The organism is Amycolatopsis sp. lyj-346, assembly GCF_046548975.1.
GTDB lineage: Bacteria > Actinomycetota > Actinomycetes > Mycobacteriales > Pseudonocardiaceae > Amycolatopsis.
Genome location: NZ_JAJPWT010000001.1, coordinates 272,629 through 288,007 on the forward strand (window position 1 = coordinate 272,629; position 15,379 = coordinate 288,007).

Genomic DNA, 15,379 nt, shown 5'->3' on the forward strand with positions numbered 1-15,379 from the left:
CACCCAGGCAGTCGGCTCGCGTACCCAGGCAGTCGGCCCGTGCACCAGGCGGTCGACCTCCGGCCGATCCCTCCGAACCACATGGTCGGCAGCAACCCACACGGTCGGGTCGCCGTCCGACCCTCCAGGCACGCGGACCGACCCTCCAGGCACGCGAGTTCGCCGGTCCGGTACGCGTCACTCGCGTGATTGGAGGCGGAACTCGCGTGATTGGAGGCCGAACTCGCGTGATTGGAGGCCGAACTCGCGTGATTGGGGGTATCGCGGGTCAGGTGGCGAGGGTTAGGGAGCCCAGGTGGGAGAAGTGGGCGGCGAGGCGGGCGCCTCGGCGGACCGGGACCGCGTCCGTCATGCCGCCGGTCAGGACCAGCCAGCCCGGCTCCAGGGCCAGGCCCCGCGCGGCCAGGGCGTTCGCCGCCAGGGCCAGGGCTTCCGCCGGGTGGCCCTGGACCGCCGCGCCCGTTGCCGTGTCGGCTATCTGGCCGTCGACCTCCAGCAAGGTCGCCTCGAGCGAGAGGTCCAGGGAAGCCGGCGGAAGGCCCACCGGGCCGAGGCTGAAGTACGCCGACGAACCGTTGTCCGCGACGGCGTCCGGGAGCGTGAAGCGGTAGTCCGCGTACCGGCTGTCGATGATCTCGATGCCGCCGTACACGCGGTCGACCGCGGCCAGTGCCGTCGCCGCCGTCACGCCCGGGCCCGCCAAGCGGCGGCCCAGCACGAAGACCAGTTCCGGCTCCGCGCGCGGGTGGATCAACGTCTCGTGCGGCACCGGTGCGCCCGCCGGCAGCACCATCGCGTCGGTCAGCCAGGCCAGCAACGGCGATTCGATGCCCATCCGCTGCTGCTTGGCCCGGGACGTCAGGCCCAGCTTCACCCCGATCAGCGTCTCGCCGCGCGCCCGGCGCTGCCGCAGGGCCTCGTCCTGGATCGCGTACGCCGTGTCGACGTCCAACCCCGGCCATTCCTCCGAGAGCGGCGTGCGCTCCGAGACCGTCCCCAGCAGCGCGGCGGCCGCCTCGCGCACGTTCACGATCCCTCCGAAGAAGAAGCAGGAGCGAAGACTGCGGTGACACTGCCGACGCCGGCGATCGTGGTGACGATCGTGTCGCCCGGCGACACCGGGATCGCCCGGGTCATCGAGCCCGGCAGCACGACGTGCCCGGGCTCCAGGGTGACGCCCAGCGGCCCCACCGTGTTCGCCAGCCACACCAGCGAGTTCAACGGCGACCCGAGCACCGCGCCGCCCGCGCCCGTCGCCGCCACCGCGCCGTTCTGGTAGAGGACGCAGCCGGCCAGCCTCAGATCGACCGAACCCAATGCCGTCGGGCTGCTGCCCAGCACCACCCCGCCGGACGACGCGTTGTCGGCGATCGTGTCGAACAGGGAGATCTTCCAGTCCTGGATGCGGGAATCGACGATCTCCAGTGACGGCAGCACAAATGACACAGCCCGGACTGCGTCGGCGACCGTCACACCCGGGCCGCGCAGGGCCGAGCCGAGCACGAACGCGATCTCCGGCTCGATCCGCGGCTGCAGGAACGCCGACGTCGGGATCGGCTGGTGCTCCAGGTGGAACATGCTGCCGGTGAGGTGCCCGTAGTCGGGCTGGTCGACGCCCATCTGCCGCTGCATCGCCGCCGACGCGAGGCCGACCTTGTGCCCGCGGACGGCGTCGCCGCCCTCGGCCCAGTGCCGCACCTGCTCCTGCTGGATCCGGTACGCGTCCTCGACACCCGCGTCGGGATACGTCTTGATCAGCTGCTCGATCGGCTCGCGCGTGGCATAAGCCCGCGCCAAAGCCGAAGCGGCCTCCTGCACCTCGCTGACATCCACCCCCGCGACTCTGCCGTGCGGGCCGCGCGCACACAAGCGAGGACGTTCCGCCCAACGGAACTCTCGCCAGACAATCTCTTGCGCGCGAGATAAGTTCGGCGTAGCGTGGCGGACACCACCAGGAAGGGACGTGAGGGACATGGCACCGACCCAGGCCGAGGTCGCCAAGCTCACCGAAATCCGCGACGAGCTGCGCGAGCGTCACCTGCGCCCGGCCGCGGAACGGCCGGCGACGAACGGCCGCGGCATCCACCACACCGCGCTGCTCTCCAGCGACGTCGAGCGGACCATCGAGTTCTACCAGGACATCCTCGGTTTCCCGCTCACCGAGCTGATCGAGAACCGCGACTACCCCGGCTCCAGCCACTTCTTCTTCGACGTCGGCAACGGCAACGCCGTCGCCTTCTTCGACCTGCCCGGTCTGGACCTCGGCCCGTACGCGGAAGTCCTCGGTGGACTGCACCACCTGGCCCTGTCCGTCACGCCCGAACGGTGGAGCGCGATCAAGGACAAGCTGGACGAAGCCGGCGTGCCGTACCTGCTGGAGAGCAAGACCTCCATCTACCTGTCCGATCCGGACGGTGCCCGCGTCGAGCTGATCTCCGACCCGCTCGGCGAGATGTACGGCGAGAAGATCGGCTGAAAGCGTGGTCCGGGCGGCGCACGCCAACTAGCCTGTGCGCGACGTCTGGAGGTCCGATGTCCGATTGGTCGCTCTCCCGCGCGAAGGCGCGGCTCGATCACCGCGAGCTGCTCGACGAACTGACCGCGCGCACCCGGTTCGAGGTGCGGCTGCACCTGAACGAGCCGGCCACGAACGGCGCCTACGACGAGCTCACGAGCATCTTCGCGATCGGACACGGCGAGTGCGCCGCCCTCCTCAAGCACCACCGGCTGCTGCCGTGGTGGGAACGCGTCCTGCTGTTCCGCTACGCGCGGCGGATGCACGGCAAGGCGATCACCCGCAGCGTCGGCGCCGTTCCCGCCGAGGTGGCGCCGCAGGCGGCCCGGGCGTTCGGCGCCGAGATCGCCGAACTCGCCCCCGGCTCCGGGGACACCGGCGCGAAGTACGACCTGCAGGGCCGCGGCCTGCTGACCGTGTTCCGGATCGCCGTCGGCGCCAAGGGCGCGACCTGGCCCGACCGCCACGAAGTGGCCACGACGTCCGCCCGCAACATCCTGACCTGCGCCGCGACCTTCGCCCGGCGGAAGCCGTGGCACGTGGTGTGGCCGGTCTACCGCGTGCGCGGCCTGCGGCTCTGGAAGCTTTGACACCCGCCGCGCGTTCCACCGGTATGAACACCGGTATGAACCCAGAGGAGATCCTCGCCGGCGCGAACACCATCGCCGTCGTCGGGCTGAGCCGCGATCCGGCCAAGGCCGCGCACGGCGTCCCGGCGGTCCTGCAGGCCCACGGCTTCCGGATCATCCCGGTGCACCCGACCGCGACCGAGCTGCTCGGCGAGAAGGTGTACCGGTCGCTGAAGGACATCCCGGAGCCGGTGGACCTCGTCGACGTCTTCCGGCCGTCGCCCGAGGCGCCGGGCATCGCCCGCGACGCCGTCGAAATCGGCGCCAAAGCCCTGTGGCTGCAGCAAGGCATCGTCTCCGCCGAAGCACGCCGCATCGCCGAAGAGGGCGGGCTCGCCTACGTCGAGAACCGCTGCACCGCCGTCGTCCGCGCGACCGCCGCGATCTCGAAGCGCTAGCCGGACGCTCCGAAGTGGACAATGCGGTGGTTGCCGGTCTCGGCGACCCAGACACCGCCCGCGCCGTCGTCGGCCATGTCCCTCGGTGAGCTGATCGGCTCGGTCGTGTCGGGCAGCGCGGCGCCGGTGCGGGTGTCGAACCGGGCCACGCGCCCGGTGTCGTCGACCAGCAGCCGCCCGGCGTCGTCGAGCGCGACTCCGCGGGGCCGGACCAGGCCGCCGAACTCGCGCACGAACCCGCCTTGCCACGAAAACTGCACCACACGGCGGTTGCCGGTGTCGGCGACGTAGACGTTGCCCGCCGCGTCGACCGCCACCCCTTCCGGCGCCCTGAGCCGCCCGGCCAGCACGCGCACGAGCGCGCCGTCGCGGGTGAACGCCTGGACGCGGTCGTTGCCGGTGTCGGCCACCCACACGCGGCCACGGGTGTCGACGGCGATCCCCGACGGCTCGCGGAACTGCCCCGGCCCCGCGCCGGGTCCGCCGAACGCACGCCGGAGCGCGGCGACTTCACTGCTGGTCACGGCATCAGGATCACCGGCCGCGAGCCGCGGCGGCCAGGGCCGGGACGAGTGTTCAGCGACTGTTCCGCCCCCGCTCACCAGCTCCAGCGGGAGCACGTCCGCCGGTCGAGGAAGCTGTACGCGGGCAGTGGTCCGAGCCAGTCGGCCTGGACGCCGTCGTCGCGGGCGAGCCCGGTGACGGTGTCCCGGACGACGAGCAGGTCGCCCAGCCCGACCAGGAACGCCCACCGCTCGTCGGCGCTTTCACCGGCCGGCAGCGACACGGAGTCGCGGGCCCGCTCGGCGACCCGGGAGAGCAGGACGTCCGAACGGGCCGCCCGCCACGCCGACCCGGGTTCGGTGAACCGGAGGCAGACGTGCACCTCGGCCAGGCCGTCGAGCCGGTCGAGGTCGGCGCGGTAGGTGTCGGCGGCCGGGGCGAGGACCTCGGCGCGGACGGCGTCCTCGTCCTCGGCGACGGTGCCGAACCGGACCGGCAGCACCGGTCCGCCCTCGACGAGCGCGGACACCACCGCGAGGTGCGCGGCCGGGTCGGGCTCGGGCTCGCCGACGACCATCGCGAGGTCCTCCCAGCAGACCGTGCGCGGCACCCGCGGGTGCCCGGCCCGGACGACGCCGTACAGCTGCAGCGTCACGGCTGTTCGACGGGGACGGCGGGCTCCACCGGCACCGCCACCGCGGGCGTCGGCGGCGGGGGCGGGATCAGCCCCGTCGTCTGGCCGAGGCCCTGCGAAATCTGCCCGGGCACGGTCGTGTTCTGGAGGCGCTGCATCGCTTCCAGGTACCGGATGTAGGTGTCGACGCTGGCGATGACGATCCGGGCTTCGATCGCCAGCAGCTCGATCCCGATCACCGACACGCGCACCGAGGCGTCGATCACGAGTCCCTTGTCGAGCAGGATGTCGAGCGTGTCGGCGAGGCCGCCGCCGGTCTGTCCCGGTCTGCTCACTTGGCTCCTTCGTTCGTGGGAATGTCGTCGAGGGCGGCGCGGATCTCGGCGAACCGGAGCTCCAGCGCGATCAGGGCCTGGCCGAGGGCCTCGACCTGGGCGGGGGTGAGGGTGCCGGCGTCGAGCCGCCGCAGCGCCTGCCGCTCCAGCACCTCCTTGAGGATGTCGAGCACGGTGACGACCAGGTGCCCGAGCCCGCGGCCGGCGTCGGCGGCGATGCGCTGGGTCATCCGGGTGTCCCTTCGAGCCCGAGCAGCAGCAGCCGCAGGTCAAGCCGCACGAGGTCGATGCCGGCGAGGGAGATGACGACGTCTCCGGTGACGACGGCCCCGCGGTGCACGACCCGGTCGAGCAGGTCGACGACGGCTTCGGCGGCGTTGGTGCCGGCCGGAGTGAAGACCTCGGCGAGCAGATCGCCGGGATCGGGCGCCGCCGCGTCCGGGTCAGCCATCGGCGGCCGCGCCGAGCTCGACGTCGGTGAACGAATACGGCGGCCACGGCCCCGATGTCTCCACCGTGGCCCCCGCCTCGCCCAGCTCGCGGGCGAACCACTCCACCTCCGCGTGGAACACCGCCTCCCGGCCCGTCTCCACCAGGTACGCGGTGTTCATCAGCACGCCGTGCGGCCGCGCGCGCCCCACGCTGCCGGTCGCGAGACGGCGCAACGACTGCTCGAGCCGTCCCGCCGCGCCGGTCACGTCCTCGCGGGCCCGCTGGATCGCCTTCAACCGCTCGCGCCTGCGCACCAGGTACTGCGTCCCCGTCAGGCCCGCCGCGTCGGGCCGGGTGGTCGCCGCCGGCTCCGTGTGCCGGACCCGGACACCCCATTCGCGGTGCCCGGCCACCTCGTCGAGGCAGTCGCGGGCCTGGTCGTAGCCCGCCTCCAGCAGCCGTCGGGCGGCGTCTTCGCCGTCGAGGACCGTGCCGAACCGCAGCGGCAGCACCGGCTCGCTGCGGAACACCGCCCGCACCACGGCGTCGTGCTCGCGGGCCAGTTCGGCGAGCGTGCCGTCGACCGGGTCGAGGGTGTCGATGCGGTCGAAGCGCGCCGGCGCCACCTCGGAGACGACCACGCCCAGGTCGCGGTAGCCGATCAGCCGCGGCGCCGATCCGATGTCCAATGTGGACGGCCGATTGCGGGTGATGGCGTACGCACACAGCCAGTTTCCGGTGCTCACCGGGGTTCTTCCCTCCCGCCCGGCACGGGCAGCCGGGCCTCCAGTTCGGCGACGCGCGCCGCCAGTTCGGTCGTGCCCAGTTCGGCCCGCGCGGCATTCGGGGCAAAGAACGGATCGTTCGTCCACCAGTCCATGCCCATTTCACGAGCGGTCTGCGCGGACGCGATGAACAGCCGGATCCGCAACGTCAGCAATTCGACGTCGACGACGCTGACGCCGATGTCACCGGCGATGACGACGCCCTTGTCGAGCACGCGTTCCAGAATGTCCGCCAACGAATCGGACGAAGCGGCCAATCGTGTCGACCTTCCTTTCAGGAATCGGTGGCGCCCCGGGTGAACCGGCGCAGCCGCTCGCACGCGCCGAGCTCGCCGTCGGCGTCGAGGTCCACCCGGTAGGTGGCCATCACACTGGTGGAATCCGGGATCCGGGCCAGCTCGACGACGTCGACGAGCACGGACCAGCCGCCCTCGCCGCGACTGCGGATCCCGGTCACGGCATGCGGAGTGAGCCCCGTCACCATGCCGAACTGGTCCGTCGCCGCACGAATCGCGTCGGCCGCACGGAGCCGGGAAACGGATTTCCCGGCACCTTCGGAGGTATTCTTGTTTTGAGCAGGGAACGGCAGTGGCGATTCCGTCATCGCTTTCCTCGTCACGGGTGGGTGCCCACCGTAGCAACAGGGACGATCTCGTGCAGCAGCCGCACGACACGGCAATTTTCACCGGTTCGCGGGAACGATTGGGCGATCCGCGGCAACCGGCGGAGACAAATGGCGCAACACACGGACACCCAGCGGCACCAATTTTCGGAAAACGCGTGGTTGATTACGATCGAGTAACGTCCACGAGGCGGTAGCCCACGCCGCGGACCGTCTCGATGGTGCGGGTGCCGAACGGCGCGTCGATCTTGCGGCGCAAGTAGCCGATGTACACCTCGACGACGTTCTCGTCGCCGTCGTAGTGCGCGTCCCAGACGTGGCTCAGGATCTCGTTCTTCGACAGTGCCGTCCCCGCCCGCCGCAGCAGGAACTCCAGCAACCCGAACTCGCGTGCGGTGAGCTCGATCCGCTTTTGTCCTCTGTGGACAGTACGGGCGGCGGGGTCGAGCCGCAGGTCGCCCGCCTCCAGCACGGCCGGCCGGGCCGGGGCACCGCGGCGCAGCAACGCGCGCAGCCGGGCGATGAGCACGACGAAGGAGAACGGCTTGGACAGGTAGTCGTCGGCGCCGAGGTCGAACGCGTCGGCTTCGTCGTACTCGCCGTCCTTGGCCGTCAGCATCAGCACCGGCGTCCAGTTCTCCGCCGCCCGGAGGCGTTTGAGCACCTCGTAACCGGACAGCTCGGGCAGCATGATGTCGAGCACCACGACGTCGTACTCGTGCTCGGTCGCCCGCCAGAGGCCCTCGCGGCCGGTGTGCGCGATGTCGGCGGTGAAGCCCTCGGCGACCAGCCCCCGCCGCAGCGTCTCCGCGAACTCGCGCTCGTCCTCCACGATCAGCAGCCGCACTACTCCTCCTTCGGCAGGTCGATCACCGGCAGCTCGATCACGAACCGCGCGCCCGGCTCGCCGGACTCGGCGTAGCGCGCCCGGCCACCGTGGCGCGCCGCGATGCCCGCCACGATCGGCAGGCCCAGCCCGGTGCCGCCGTGGCCGCGCTGCCGCGACGCGTCGAGCCGGACGAACCGCTCGAAGATCCGCTCCCGGTCGGCGGCCCCGACGCCGGGGCCGTCGTCGCTCACCTCGACGACGGCGAGGTCGCCGCGCACCGCGCTGCTGACGCGGATGCGCGAGCGCGCGTGCCCGCGTGCGTTGTCGACCAGGTTGCGCACCGCCCGCCGCAGCTGGGCCTCGCTGCCGTGCACCTTCGCCGGCCCGGCGCGGACCTCCACGGCCACCGTGCTCTCGCCGCGGACCCGCTCGGCCTCGGCGCGGACGATGTCGTCGAGGTCGACTTCGGTGCGCTGCGGCCGGTCGGTCGCGTCGTCGGTGCGGGCCAGCATGAGCAGATCGTCGACGAGCTCGCGCAGCCGCGCGGTTTCCCTGGCGATCACCGGCACCAGGTCGCCGGTGCTCTCCGGGTGCCGCCCGGAGACGTCGAGCGCGGTGCTGATGGTCGACAGCGGCGAGCGCAGTTCGTGGCTGGCGTCCGCGACGAACCGGCGTTGCGCGGCCTGGGCCGACGCCAGCCTGGCCAGCATTTCGTTGAGCGTCACGGCCAGGCGGTGCACCTCGTCGCCGCCCGGCGGCAGCGGCACGCGCGCGGCGAGGTCGCGCGTCGAGATCTCCGCGACGGTCCGGCGCATCCGCTCGACCGGCCGCAGCGCCGAGCCGACCGCGCGGTACACCGCGAGCCCGGCGATCGCCAGCAGCGGCACGGCGATCAGGCCGAGCAGCAGCGTCAACCGCGTCGACGCCTCCGTCACCGGTTCCAGCGAGCGCGCGGAGATGACGGTGAACGGCCCGCCCGGCCCGGTCACCCCCTGCGACACGACGCGGTAGTCGTCGTTGTCGCCGTTCAGCCCGAGTGGCAGCGTTTCGACGACCTCGTGCCCGGCGACCGGGCGGGCCGCGGTGAGGGGCGGGTGCCCGACGATCGCCGGGTCGCTGGCGATCGGCGTCCCCCGCGCGTCGAGCACCTGCGTGACGGCTTCGGTGTCGCCGGTGCTGGCGACGTCGCTCGCGCTCAGGTCACGCGCGCCTTCGCGGATGAGCTGGATGGCGACCTGCCGCCCGGTGCTGCGGGCACTCTCGGTGACGCTGCGATCGAGCGACTCCTCCAGCAGCAGCACGACGATCACCCCGGCGGCGGCGATGGCCAGCGCGAGCGCGAACACCGCCACCGCGGTGGTGCGCATCCGGACGCCGGTCGCGGCGATCACCCTGCCCAGTTTCACCAACGCAGCGTAACCACCCTCGCAGGCCCCGACCGCCCCAATGTGGCCTTGGGTGCGTTCAACGCACCCAAGGTGGCCTTCGGTGCGTCCAACGCACCGAAGGCCACATTGGGGCGCTGGCCGGTGGTCAACAGCGGCGGGCGGGGAAGGTGGCTGGACCACGGGCTCAGCGGCGGCGGCGCGGGACGACGAGCCGCTCCCCGCGCAGGCGCTCGACCTCGGTCAGGTTCAACGGGCCGAGCGGGTGCCCGACCGTCCAGGCCAGCAGCAGGTCGGCCAGCGCCGGGTTGCGGGCGAGCGCCGGGCCGTGCAGGTAGGTGCCGACGACCCGGTCGGTCACCGCACCCTCGGTGCCGTCGCCGTTGCCGGTGCCGCGCACGACCTGCCCGAGCGGGTCGCTGCCGGTGCCGAGCTTGCTGACGCCCAGGTGGTTTTCGAACCCGGTCAGGGCTTCGCCGGCCAGCAGCCGGGACGGCGTCGCGACCAGCTCGGCGACCGCGCGCTGTTCGCCGGGTTCGCTGGTGACGTCGAGCAGGCCGAGGCCGTCGTGGTCGACGCCGTCGAGGCCGCGGAAGCGGGTACCGAGCACCTGCAGCCCGGCGCACACGCCGAACACCACCGCGCCGGCCGCGACCGCCCGCCGCAGGCCGGGGAACTTCCGCAGGTGCGCGGCGGCCAGCGCCTGCGCGCCGTCCTCGCCGCCGCCGAGCAGGTAGAGGTCCAAAGTGGACGGCACCGGCTCGCCCAGCCCGACGGGGACCACCTCGGCGTCGAGGCCGCGCCACTGCAGCCGCTTGCCGAGCACCTGGGCGTTGCCCGTGTCGCCGTAGGTGCCGAGCAACTCCGGCAGCAGGAGTCCGATTTGGACGGCCGAGTCAGCCACCGGGCAACCTGCCGACCAGGTCGCGGAACGCGGTGTAGTTGGCGACCAGCTCGACGGCGCCGGGCGGCAGCGCGTCGATCGCGGTGACCGGGTCCGGCTCGGCCCAGTGCGCGACTTCGGCGTAGCAGAGCCGCACGGAGAGATCGGCGCCGCGCTCGCCGGTGACAACCACCTGGCGCCCGCGCAGCCGCTCGAAGTGCACGTCCCACAACCAGGACAGGTCCCGGCCGTCGGCCTCCTGCGCGTTGACCGCGACCACGACCGGGGTGTCCTCGTCCAGCACGCGCAGCGTTTCCACCCAGCCGGCCGGGTTCTTGGCCAGCATCAGCCGCACGGAGTGCCGCGACCGGCGGATCGTGCGGTAGCGGCCGCCGATGTCGGTGATGGTCCGCAGCCGCGCCGCGGCGGTGTGCGGCGGCACGCCGAGCCGGTGCGCCGCGGCGAGCGCGAGCGCGGCGTTGGCGCGGTTGACCTCGCCGGGCAGCCGCAGGTCGAGATCGACCTGGCGGCCGCCGGGCGTCCGAACCAGATCATCCGCCAGCGTCCAGTCGGGATCCGGCCGGGCGAACCCGCACCCGCAGCTCCAGTGCCGCCCCTGGGTTTCGACGCGGCCTTCGCAGCGCGGGCACGCCGTGGAGTCTCCGGTCCAGCGGCGGCCGGCGCTCACCCACACCGCCTTCGCGGCCGCGCTCGCCGCGGACGTCACCAGGACGTCATCGCAGTTCGCGACGACGACCGTGCCGGTCAGGTCCCCGATCGCGGCCCGCAGGTCCCGCTCGGTGGCGCGGACCTCGCCGACCCGGTCCAGCTGGTCGCGGCTCAGGTTGAGCAGCACCAGCACCGCGGGCCGGACCTGGTCGGCCACCCAGGGCAGGTAGGTCTCGTCGACCTCGAGGACCGCGTAGGGCGCGCCGGGGCGAGCGGTCAGGGCGGTGAGGACGCCGTCGGGCATGTTGGCGCCGTCGCTGTTGGCGGCGACCTCGGCCAGCGTTTCCAGCGCGCGGGTGAGCATCAGCGACGTCGTGGTCTTGCCATTGGTGCCGGTGACGAGCACGACGGTGCGGTCCCGGCCGAGGCGACGCAGGGCGAGCGGATCGAGCGCCAGCGTGACGCGGCCGCCGATCATGCCACCGCGGCCGAGGCCGGAGCTGCGGGAGAGCCAGGCGGTCAGCCGCCCGGCGGCCACGGACGCGCGGGTGCGAAGGGGGTTTCGGACGGACACGGGCCGGATGCTGCCCGCCGGGCGCTGTGATTTTCCTGAGTCCGTGGCGCGGGTCTCTCCACAGCGTGACGACGACCCTCGCCGTGGACGTGCCGCGCGCGCTGGACGAGTTGTCCTGAGGGAGCCCAGGTACTTCCTGCCGCTGTTGCCGATGAACGCCGCGCCTCGCGCGCCGAAACCAACCCGGCTGAAACTGCCCCACCCGCCGGGGGCGCCCCCCGGGTCCAGCGTATCGGCGCGGGCTGACAACAACGGCGGAACAAGACCGCCCCGAGCCGCTTTGTCCACATTGCAGCCGGCCCGTGGACAACTCGTCCGCGCATTCACGCACCTGAACAACTCGAACCCGTCGAACCCGTGGATTACCGCCGGTCGGGGCAGCGCAACCGCCGTAGGTAGGAAACCTAACCATCGGATGTTGAACCCATTAGCATCCTCAACTACTCGCATTGTTGCGAGACCCGTGCGAGATCTTCCGCCTATACATCGGAGGTGTTACCGTCCAACCCCGGCCAGCGGAAAGGCGCGCCGCTCAGCGGGAAATGGAGGGCAACGTGGGACTGGAACGCGGGCTCGAACAAAGCGGAACCCTCGAACGCGGGCTCGCCGTGCTGGAGCACGTCGGGCGGCACCAGGAGATTTCCACCAATGCGATCGCGCGGCAACTGGGGCTTTCCCGCAGCGCCACCTACCGGATCGTCGGCACCCTGAAGAACCTCGAGTACCTCGAAGCCGACCAGGTCACCGGGCGGGTGCGGCTGGGGACGCGGCTCGTCGAACTCGGGGCACGGGCGATGGCCGCCACCGATCTGCACCGGTGTGCTCCGCGGTACCTCGCGTCGCTCGCCGAACGGTCCGGGGAGACCACCTACCTCGCCGTTCCCGACAACGACACCATGGTCTACGTCGCCACCGAACGCAGTGCCAGTGCCGTCACCCTCGCGTGCCGGCTCGGGACGCGGCGGCCGCAGCACGCGACGTCGCTCGGGAAGGCGTGGCTCGCCGCGCTGCCCGAGGCCGACCGGCTCGAACGGATCCGGCGGATGAAGCTGGACTCCCTGACCCTCAAGACCATCATCGACCCGCACCGGCTGCTCGACGAGCTCGCCAAGACCAGCCGTCGCGGCTGGGCGGTCGACGAGGTCGAGACCGAGCCGGACGTCGGCTGCGTCGCCGCGGCCGTGCGGGACCACTCGGGACGGCCGATCGCCGCCATCAGCATCGCCGGGCCCGCCCCGCGCGTGCTGCGCCGCCTCGACGAACTCGGGGCCTCCGTCGCCGGGACGGCCGCCGCCCTGTCCCTGCGGCTCGGGTACGTCCGGAGCCGCCCGGCCTGACGAAGCCCGGCACTGGCGACGATCCGACGGCGATGATCCCGTCGTCCTAGGCTGGGCGGCATGAGTGAGGCACTGGCGTCCTTCGGCTACGAGCTCGGGCTCCTGAAGCGCATCAGGAGGTCGGGCTGGTGGCACGCGGGGGTCCGCGACCCGGAGTCGGTCGGCGAACACAGCCTGCGCGCGGCCCAGCTCGCGGCGTTGCTCGCGGTCGAGGAGGGCGCGTCCCCGGAGCGGGCGGCGTTCCTCGCGCTGTGGCACGACACGCAGGAGACCCGCACGGGCGACCTGCCGCTGACGGCGAACGACTACCTGCGCAAGCCCGAAGCGCGGCAGATCACCGCCGACCAGACGGCCTCGCTGCCCCCTCGGTCGCGGGACCTGGTGCGCGAGGCCGTCGACGAGTACGAGACCCGGGAGTCGGCGGAAGCCTGGTGCGCCAAGGACGCGGACAAGCTGGAGATGCTGCTGCAGGCCTTGGAGTACCGGGACGTCGGCGTCCGGCCGGTCGGCGAGTGGATCGAATCCGCGCGGAAGGGCCTCAAGACGGAGACGGCGCGGAAGGTCGCGGAGGCGGCGATGACGTTGTCGCCGCTCGCCTGGCGCGGCCGCTAGCCCCGCGGTGGCATGACCATCGGGCGGCCGGTGCCGAGACCGCCGTCCACCAGCACGGACGTGCCTGTGAGGTAGGCGAAGTCCGGTGCCGCCAAGGCCACCACGGCGGCGGCGATCTCCCGCGGTTCGGCCATCCTCGGCAGGCCGTGGACGTTCAGCGGGCCCCACGCCTGCTTGAACTGCGCCCACTGGTCGTCGGGGATGCCGGGCGGGCGGACGAACGCGGTGTCGGTGGTGCCGGGGTCGATCGAAAGCACCCGGATCCCCTTGGCGCCGTAGTCGAGCGCGGCGGCCTTCACGATGCCCTGGATCGCCCGCTTGCTGGCGGTGTACGCCGCGTGCCCGGGCCGGGTGTGCTCGGCCTGCGACGAGGCGGTGCAGATGATGACGCCGCCGCTGCCCAGCAGGTGCGGGACCTCGTGCTTGATCGCGAGGAACACCCCGCGCGCGTTCGTCCGCTGGACGTCTTCCCATTCGTCGACGCTGATTTCGTGCACCGGCTTCGAGAGGTGGATGCCCGCGTTGTTGAACGCGACGTCCAGCCGGCCCCAGCGGCGCACCACCGCGTCCACAAAGGACGCTACCTGCGCCGGTTCGCGGACGTCGGCCTGGACGTAGTAGCCGCGGCCACGCAGCTCGCGCTCGACCTCGCGGCCGAGTTCGGCGCGCCGGCCGCAGAACCCCACTCTGGCGCCCTGCGCGGCGAACGCGATCGCCGCTTCCCGCCCGATGCCCGAGGTCGCCCCGGTGATCAGCACGACCTTGCCGTCGAACCGGCCCGTTCCCGCCGCCGCAGCCGCGGTGCTCGCCGACGGCCCGGCGAGCACGGCCGCCGCCCCCGCCGCGCCGCCACCCAGGACGGCCCGCCTGGTCACAGTGTTCCCCACAGTTCCCTCCAGTTGGATAGTCAGACTATCTACAATGGAGAGTATTGCTATCCGCCTGAGAGCCGCCTCAGCGGGCGACCGCCGACGCCCGGTCCAGCAGCAGGGCGCGTTCGCGGGAGTTCTCCGTCATCTCCGCCGCCCGGCGGAACTCCTGCTCGGCTTCCTCGAACCGGCCCAGCTTCTCCAGCAGGTCGCCGCGGACGCTGGGCAGCAGGTGGTACTCCTTCAACGCCGGGTCGCCGGCCACGGCGTCGACCACTTCCAGCCCCGCCGACGGTCCGTACGCCATCGCCACCGCGACGCCGCGGTTCAGCTCGATCACCGGGGACGGCTGGAGCTTGCCGAGGCCTTCGTAGAGCGCCGAGATCCGCGCCCAGTCCGTCTCCTCGGCCGTCCGCGCCCGCGCGTGGCAGGCCGCGATCGCCGCCTGGGCGGAGTACGGGCCGTACGCACCCCCGGCGATGTGCTCGGACAACGTCAGCGCCGCGAGGCCGTGCTGGATCAGGAAGCGGTCCCAGCGGGAGCGGTCCTGGTCCAGCAGCAGCACCGGTTCGCCGTTCGGGCCGGTGCGGGCCTTCGCGCGGGACGCCTGGAGCTCCATCAGCGCGACCAGGCCGTGGACCTCCGACTCGCCCGGCATCAGCCCGGCGAGCACGCGGCCGAGCCGCATCGCCTCTTCGCAGAGCGCCGGCCGCATCCAGTCGTCGCCGCGGGTGGCCGAGTAGCCCTCGTTGAACACGAGGTAGATGACTTCGAGCACGGACGAAAGCCGTGCCACGCGCTCGTCGCCCTCCGGCACTTCGAAGGGCACCTTCGCGGCGCTGAGGGCCTTCTTCGCCCGGACGATCCGCTGGGCGATCGTCGACTCGCGGACCAGGAAGGCACGCGCGATCTCGTCGGTGGTCAGGCCGCCGAGCATGCGCAGCGTCAGCGCCACCCGCGCCTGCGTGTTCAGCACCGGGTGGCAGGCGACGAACAGCAGGCGCAGGACGTCGTCCTCGATGTGGTCGTCGAGGGCGGCGTCGAAGTCGGGCAGGACACCTTCACCGAACTGGTCGCGGCCGACTTCTTCGAGCTTCTCCGCGTACCGCTCGTTGCGGCGGAACTGGTCGACCGCGCGGCGCTTGGCGATCGTCATCAGCCACGCGCCGGGGTTGCGCGGGACGCCGGAGTCCGGCCACTGCTCCAGCGCGGCGACCAGCGCGTCCTGCGCCAGTTCTTCGGCGAGGCCGACATCGCCGCGGGCCATCCGGGCCAGGCCCGCGATGAGCCGCGGCGACTCGATGCGCCACACCGTCTCGACCGTTCTCCGGGCGTCCGCAACCGTCACCCGGCCATCAGACAGGGTG

The 15,379-nt window shown here is 72.3% G+C and carries 21 protein-coding genes; 5 read left to right on the forward strand and 16 right to left on the reverse strand.

The window, feature by feature from the left end:
* Positions 1-268 precede the first annotated feature (268 nt).
* Positions 269-1,030 (reverse strand): 2-keto-4-pentenoate hydratase, encoded by a 762-nt coding sequence (locus tag ACLJQE_RS01355; RefSeq protein WP_410637070.1) that lies wholly within the window; start codon positions 1,028-1,030, stop codon positions 269-271.
* On the reverse strand, positions 1,027-1,833 hold the full coding sequence (locus ACLJQE_RS01360; RefSeq protein ID WP_410637071.1) for a 2-keto-4-pentenoate hydratase: 807 nt from the start codon (positions 1,831-1,833) through the stop codon (positions 1,027-1,029). The genes ACLJQE_RS01355 and ACLJQE_RS01360 overlap by 4 nt, the downstream gene beginning before the upstream one ends.
* Positions 1,834-1,972: 139 nt before the next feature.
* Here ACLJQE_RS01360 and ACLJQE_RS01365 point away from each other — a divergent pair, with 139 nt between their 5' ends.
* Genes ACLJQE_RS01365 through ACLJQE_RS01375 form a run of 3 tightly spaced genes read left to right on the forward strand, consistent with a single transcriptional unit; the run spans position 1,973 to position 3,542 of the window.
* Complete coding sequence (locus ACLJQE_RS01365) at positions 1,973-2,476, forward strand: VOC family protein (protein WP_410637072.1); 504 nt, start codon at positions 1,973-1,975, stop codon at positions 2,474-2,476.
* Positions 2,477-2,532: 56 nt separating this feature from the next.
* Positions 2,533-3,105: a hypothetical protein gene (locus ACLJQE_RS01370; RefSeq protein WP_410637073.1), complete on the forward strand. Its 573-nt coding sequence runs from the start codon at positions 2,533-2,535 to the stop codon at positions 3,103-3,105.
* A gap of 35 nt (positions 3,106-3,140) precedes the next feature.
* Positions 3,141-3,542, forward strand: coding sequence for a CoA-binding protein (locus tag ACLJQE_RS01375; protein ID WP_410637074.1), 402 nt, complete (start codon positions 3,141-3,143; stop codon positions 3,540-3,542).
* On the opposite strand, the gene ACLJQE_RS01380 is transcribed toward ACLJQE_RS01375, so the two are convergent.
* From ACLJQE_RS01380 to ACLJQE_RS01435, 12 genes are all read right to left on the reverse strand, one after another.
* On the reverse strand, positions 3,539-4,066 hold the full coding sequence (locus tag ACLJQE_RS01380) for an NHL repeat-containing protein (RefSeq protein ID WP_410637075.1): 528 nt from the start codon (positions 4,064-4,066) through the stop codon (positions 3,539-3,541). The two genes, ACLJQE_RS01375 and ACLJQE_RS01380, sit on opposite strands and share 4 nt — an antisense overlap.
* A gap of 74 nt (positions 4,067-4,140) precedes the next feature.
* A complete protein-coding gene (locus ACLJQE_RS01385; protein ID WP_410637076.1) occupies positions 4,141-4,701 on the reverse strand; it encodes a GvpL/GvpF family gas vesicle protein in 561 nt (186 codons plus the stop codon).
* On the reverse strand, positions 4,698-5,015 hold the full coding sequence (gene gvpJ, locus ACLJQE_RS01390; RefSeq protein WP_410637077.1) for a gas vesicle protein GvpJ: 318 nt from the start codon (positions 5,013-5,015) through the stop codon (positions 4,698-4,700). The genes ACLJQE_RS01385 and gvpJ (ACLJQE_RS01390) overlap by 4 nt, the downstream gene beginning before the upstream one ends.
* Positions 5,012-5,245: a gas vesicle protein K gene (locus tag ACLJQE_RS01395; RefSeq protein WP_410637078.1), complete on the reverse strand. Its 234-nt coding sequence runs from the start codon at positions 5,243-5,245 to the stop codon at positions 5,012-5,014. The genes gvpJ (ACLJQE_RS01390) and ACLJQE_RS01395 overlap by 4 nt, the downstream gene beginning before the upstream one ends.
* On the reverse strand, positions 5,242-5,466 hold the full coding sequence (gene gvpJ / locus ACLJQE_RS01400; RefSeq protein ID WP_410637079.1) for a gas vesicle protein GvpJ: 225 nt from the start codon (positions 5,464-5,466) through the stop codon (positions 5,242-5,244). Before gvpJ (ACLJQE_RS01400) ends, ACLJQE_RS01395 begins: the two co-directional genes overlap by 4 nt.
* Positions 5,459-6,193 (reverse strand): GvpL/GvpF family gas vesicle protein, encoded by a 735-nt coding sequence (locus ACLJQE_RS01405; protein WP_410637080.1) that lies wholly within the window; start codon positions 6,191-6,193, stop codon positions 5,459-5,461. Before ACLJQE_RS01405 ends, gvpJ (ACLJQE_RS01400) begins: the two co-directional genes overlap by 8 nt.
* Positions 6,190-6,489 carry a gas vesicle protein gene (locus ACLJQE_RS01410; RefSeq protein ID WP_410637081.1) on the reverse strand — a complete coding sequence of 100 codons (300 nt, stop codon included), beginning with the start codon at positions 6,487-6,489 and terminating at the stop codon, positions 6,190-6,192. The genes ACLJQE_RS01405 and ACLJQE_RS01410 overlap by 4 nt, the downstream gene beginning before the upstream one ends.
* Before the next feature lie 17 nt (positions 6,490-6,506).
* Positions 6,507-6,836 carry a gas vesicle protein gene (locus tag ACLJQE_RS01415; protein WP_410637082.1) on the reverse strand — a complete coding sequence of 110 codons (330 nt, stop codon included), beginning with the start codon at positions 6,834-6,836 and terminating at the stop codon, positions 6,507-6,509.
* Positions 6,837-7,020: 184 nt separating this feature from the next.
* The gene (locus tag ACLJQE_RS01420) at positions 7,021-7,701 is read right to left on the reverse strand and encodes a response regulator transcription factor (RefSeq protein ID WP_410637083.1); all 681 of its coding nucleotides are present in this window, start codon (positions 7,699-7,701) and stop codon (positions 7,021-7,023) included.
* Positions 7,701-9,089: a sensor histidine kinase gene (locus ACLJQE_RS01425; protein WP_410637084.1), complete on the reverse strand. Its 1,389-nt coding sequence runs from the start codon at positions 9,087-9,089 to the stop codon at positions 7,701-7,703. Before ACLJQE_RS01425 ends, ACLJQE_RS01420 begins: the two co-directional genes overlap by 1 nt.
* Before the next feature lie 166 nt (positions 9,090-9,255).
* Positions 9,256-9,972: a type 1 glutamine amidotransferase gene (locus tag ACLJQE_RS01430; RefSeq protein ID WP_410637085.1), complete on the reverse strand. Its 717-nt coding sequence runs from the start codon at positions 9,970-9,972 to the stop codon at positions 9,256-9,258.
* On the reverse strand, positions 9,965-11,158 hold the full coding sequence (locus ACLJQE_RS01435; protein WP_410638274.1) for a MurT ligase domain-containing protein: 1,194 nt from the start codon (positions 11,156-11,158) through the stop codon (positions 9,965-9,967). The genes ACLJQE_RS01430 and ACLJQE_RS01435 overlap by 8 nt, the downstream gene beginning before the upstream one ends.
* Positions 11,159-11,748: 590 nt before the next feature.
* On the opposite strand from ACLJQE_RS01435, the gene ACLJQE_RS01440 reads away from it, so the two are divergent.
* Together ACLJQE_RS01440 and ACLJQE_RS01445 are read left to right on the forward strand one after the other, a co-directional pair.
* Positions 11,749-12,531, forward strand: a complete 783-nt coding sequence (locus tag ACLJQE_RS01440; RefSeq protein WP_410637086.1) for an IclR family transcriptional regulator — start codon at positions 11,749-11,751, stop codon at positions 12,529-12,531.
* Between the two features lie 60 nt (positions 12,532-12,591).
* Positions 12,592-13,143 carry an HD domain-containing protein gene (locus tag ACLJQE_RS01445; RefSeq protein WP_410637087.1) on the forward strand — a complete coding sequence of 184 codons (552 nt, stop codon included), beginning with the start codon at positions 12,592-12,594 and terminating at the stop codon, positions 13,141-13,143.
* Here ACLJQE_RS01445 and ACLJQE_RS01450 read toward each other — a convergent pair.
* The gene (locus tag ACLJQE_RS01450; protein WP_410637088.1) at positions 13,140-14,018 is read right to left on the reverse strand and encodes an SDR family NAD(P)-dependent oxidoreductase; all 879 of its coding nucleotides are present in this window, start codon (positions 14,016-14,018) and stop codon (positions 13,140-13,142) included. The two genes, ACLJQE_RS01445 and ACLJQE_RS01450, sit on opposite strands and share 4 nt — an antisense overlap.
* Positions 14,019-14,097: 79 nt before the next feature.
* The gene (locus ACLJQE_RS01455) at positions 14,098-15,360 is read right to left on the reverse strand and encodes an RNA polymerase sigma factor (protein ID WP_410637089.1); all 1,263 of its coding nucleotides are present in this window, start codon (positions 15,358-15,360) and stop codon (positions 14,098-14,100) included.
* Positions 15,361-15,379: the final 19 nt, after the last annotated feature.

What these genes read in the sequence shown, in the direction of transcription:
- ACLJQE_RS01365 (WP_410637072.1), top strand. Translation starts at nt 1,973, where the DNA reads ATGGCACCGACCCAGGCCGAGGTCGCCAAGCTCACCGAAATCCGCGAC.
- ACLJQE_RS01445 (WP_410637087.1), top strand. Translation starts at nt 12,592, where the DNA reads ATGAGTGAGGCACTGGCGTCCTTCGGCTACGAGCTCGGGCTCCTGAAG.
- ACLJQE_RS01370 (WP_410637073.1), top strand. Translation starts at nt 2,533, where the DNA reads ATGTCCGATTGGTCGCTCTCCCGCGCGAAGGCGCGGCTCGATCACCGC.
- gvpJ (WP_410637079.1), bottom strand. Translation starts at nt 5,466, where the DNA reads ATGGCTGACCCGGACGCGGCGGCGCCCGATCCCGGCGATCTGCTCGCC.
- ACLJQE_RS01375 (WP_410637074.1), top strand. Translation starts at nt 3,141, where the DNA reads ATGAACCCAGAGGAGATCCTCGCCGGCGCGAACACCATCGCCGTCGTC.
- ACLJQE_RS01395 (WP_410637078.1), bottom strand. Translation starts at nt 5,245, where the DNA reads ATGACCCAGCGCATCGCCGCCGACGCCGGCCGCGGGCTCGGGCACCTG.
- ACLJQE_RS01415 (WP_410637082.1), bottom strand. Translation starts at nt 6,836, where the DNA reads ATGACGGAATCGCCACTGCCGTTCCCTGCTCAAAACAAGAATACCTCC.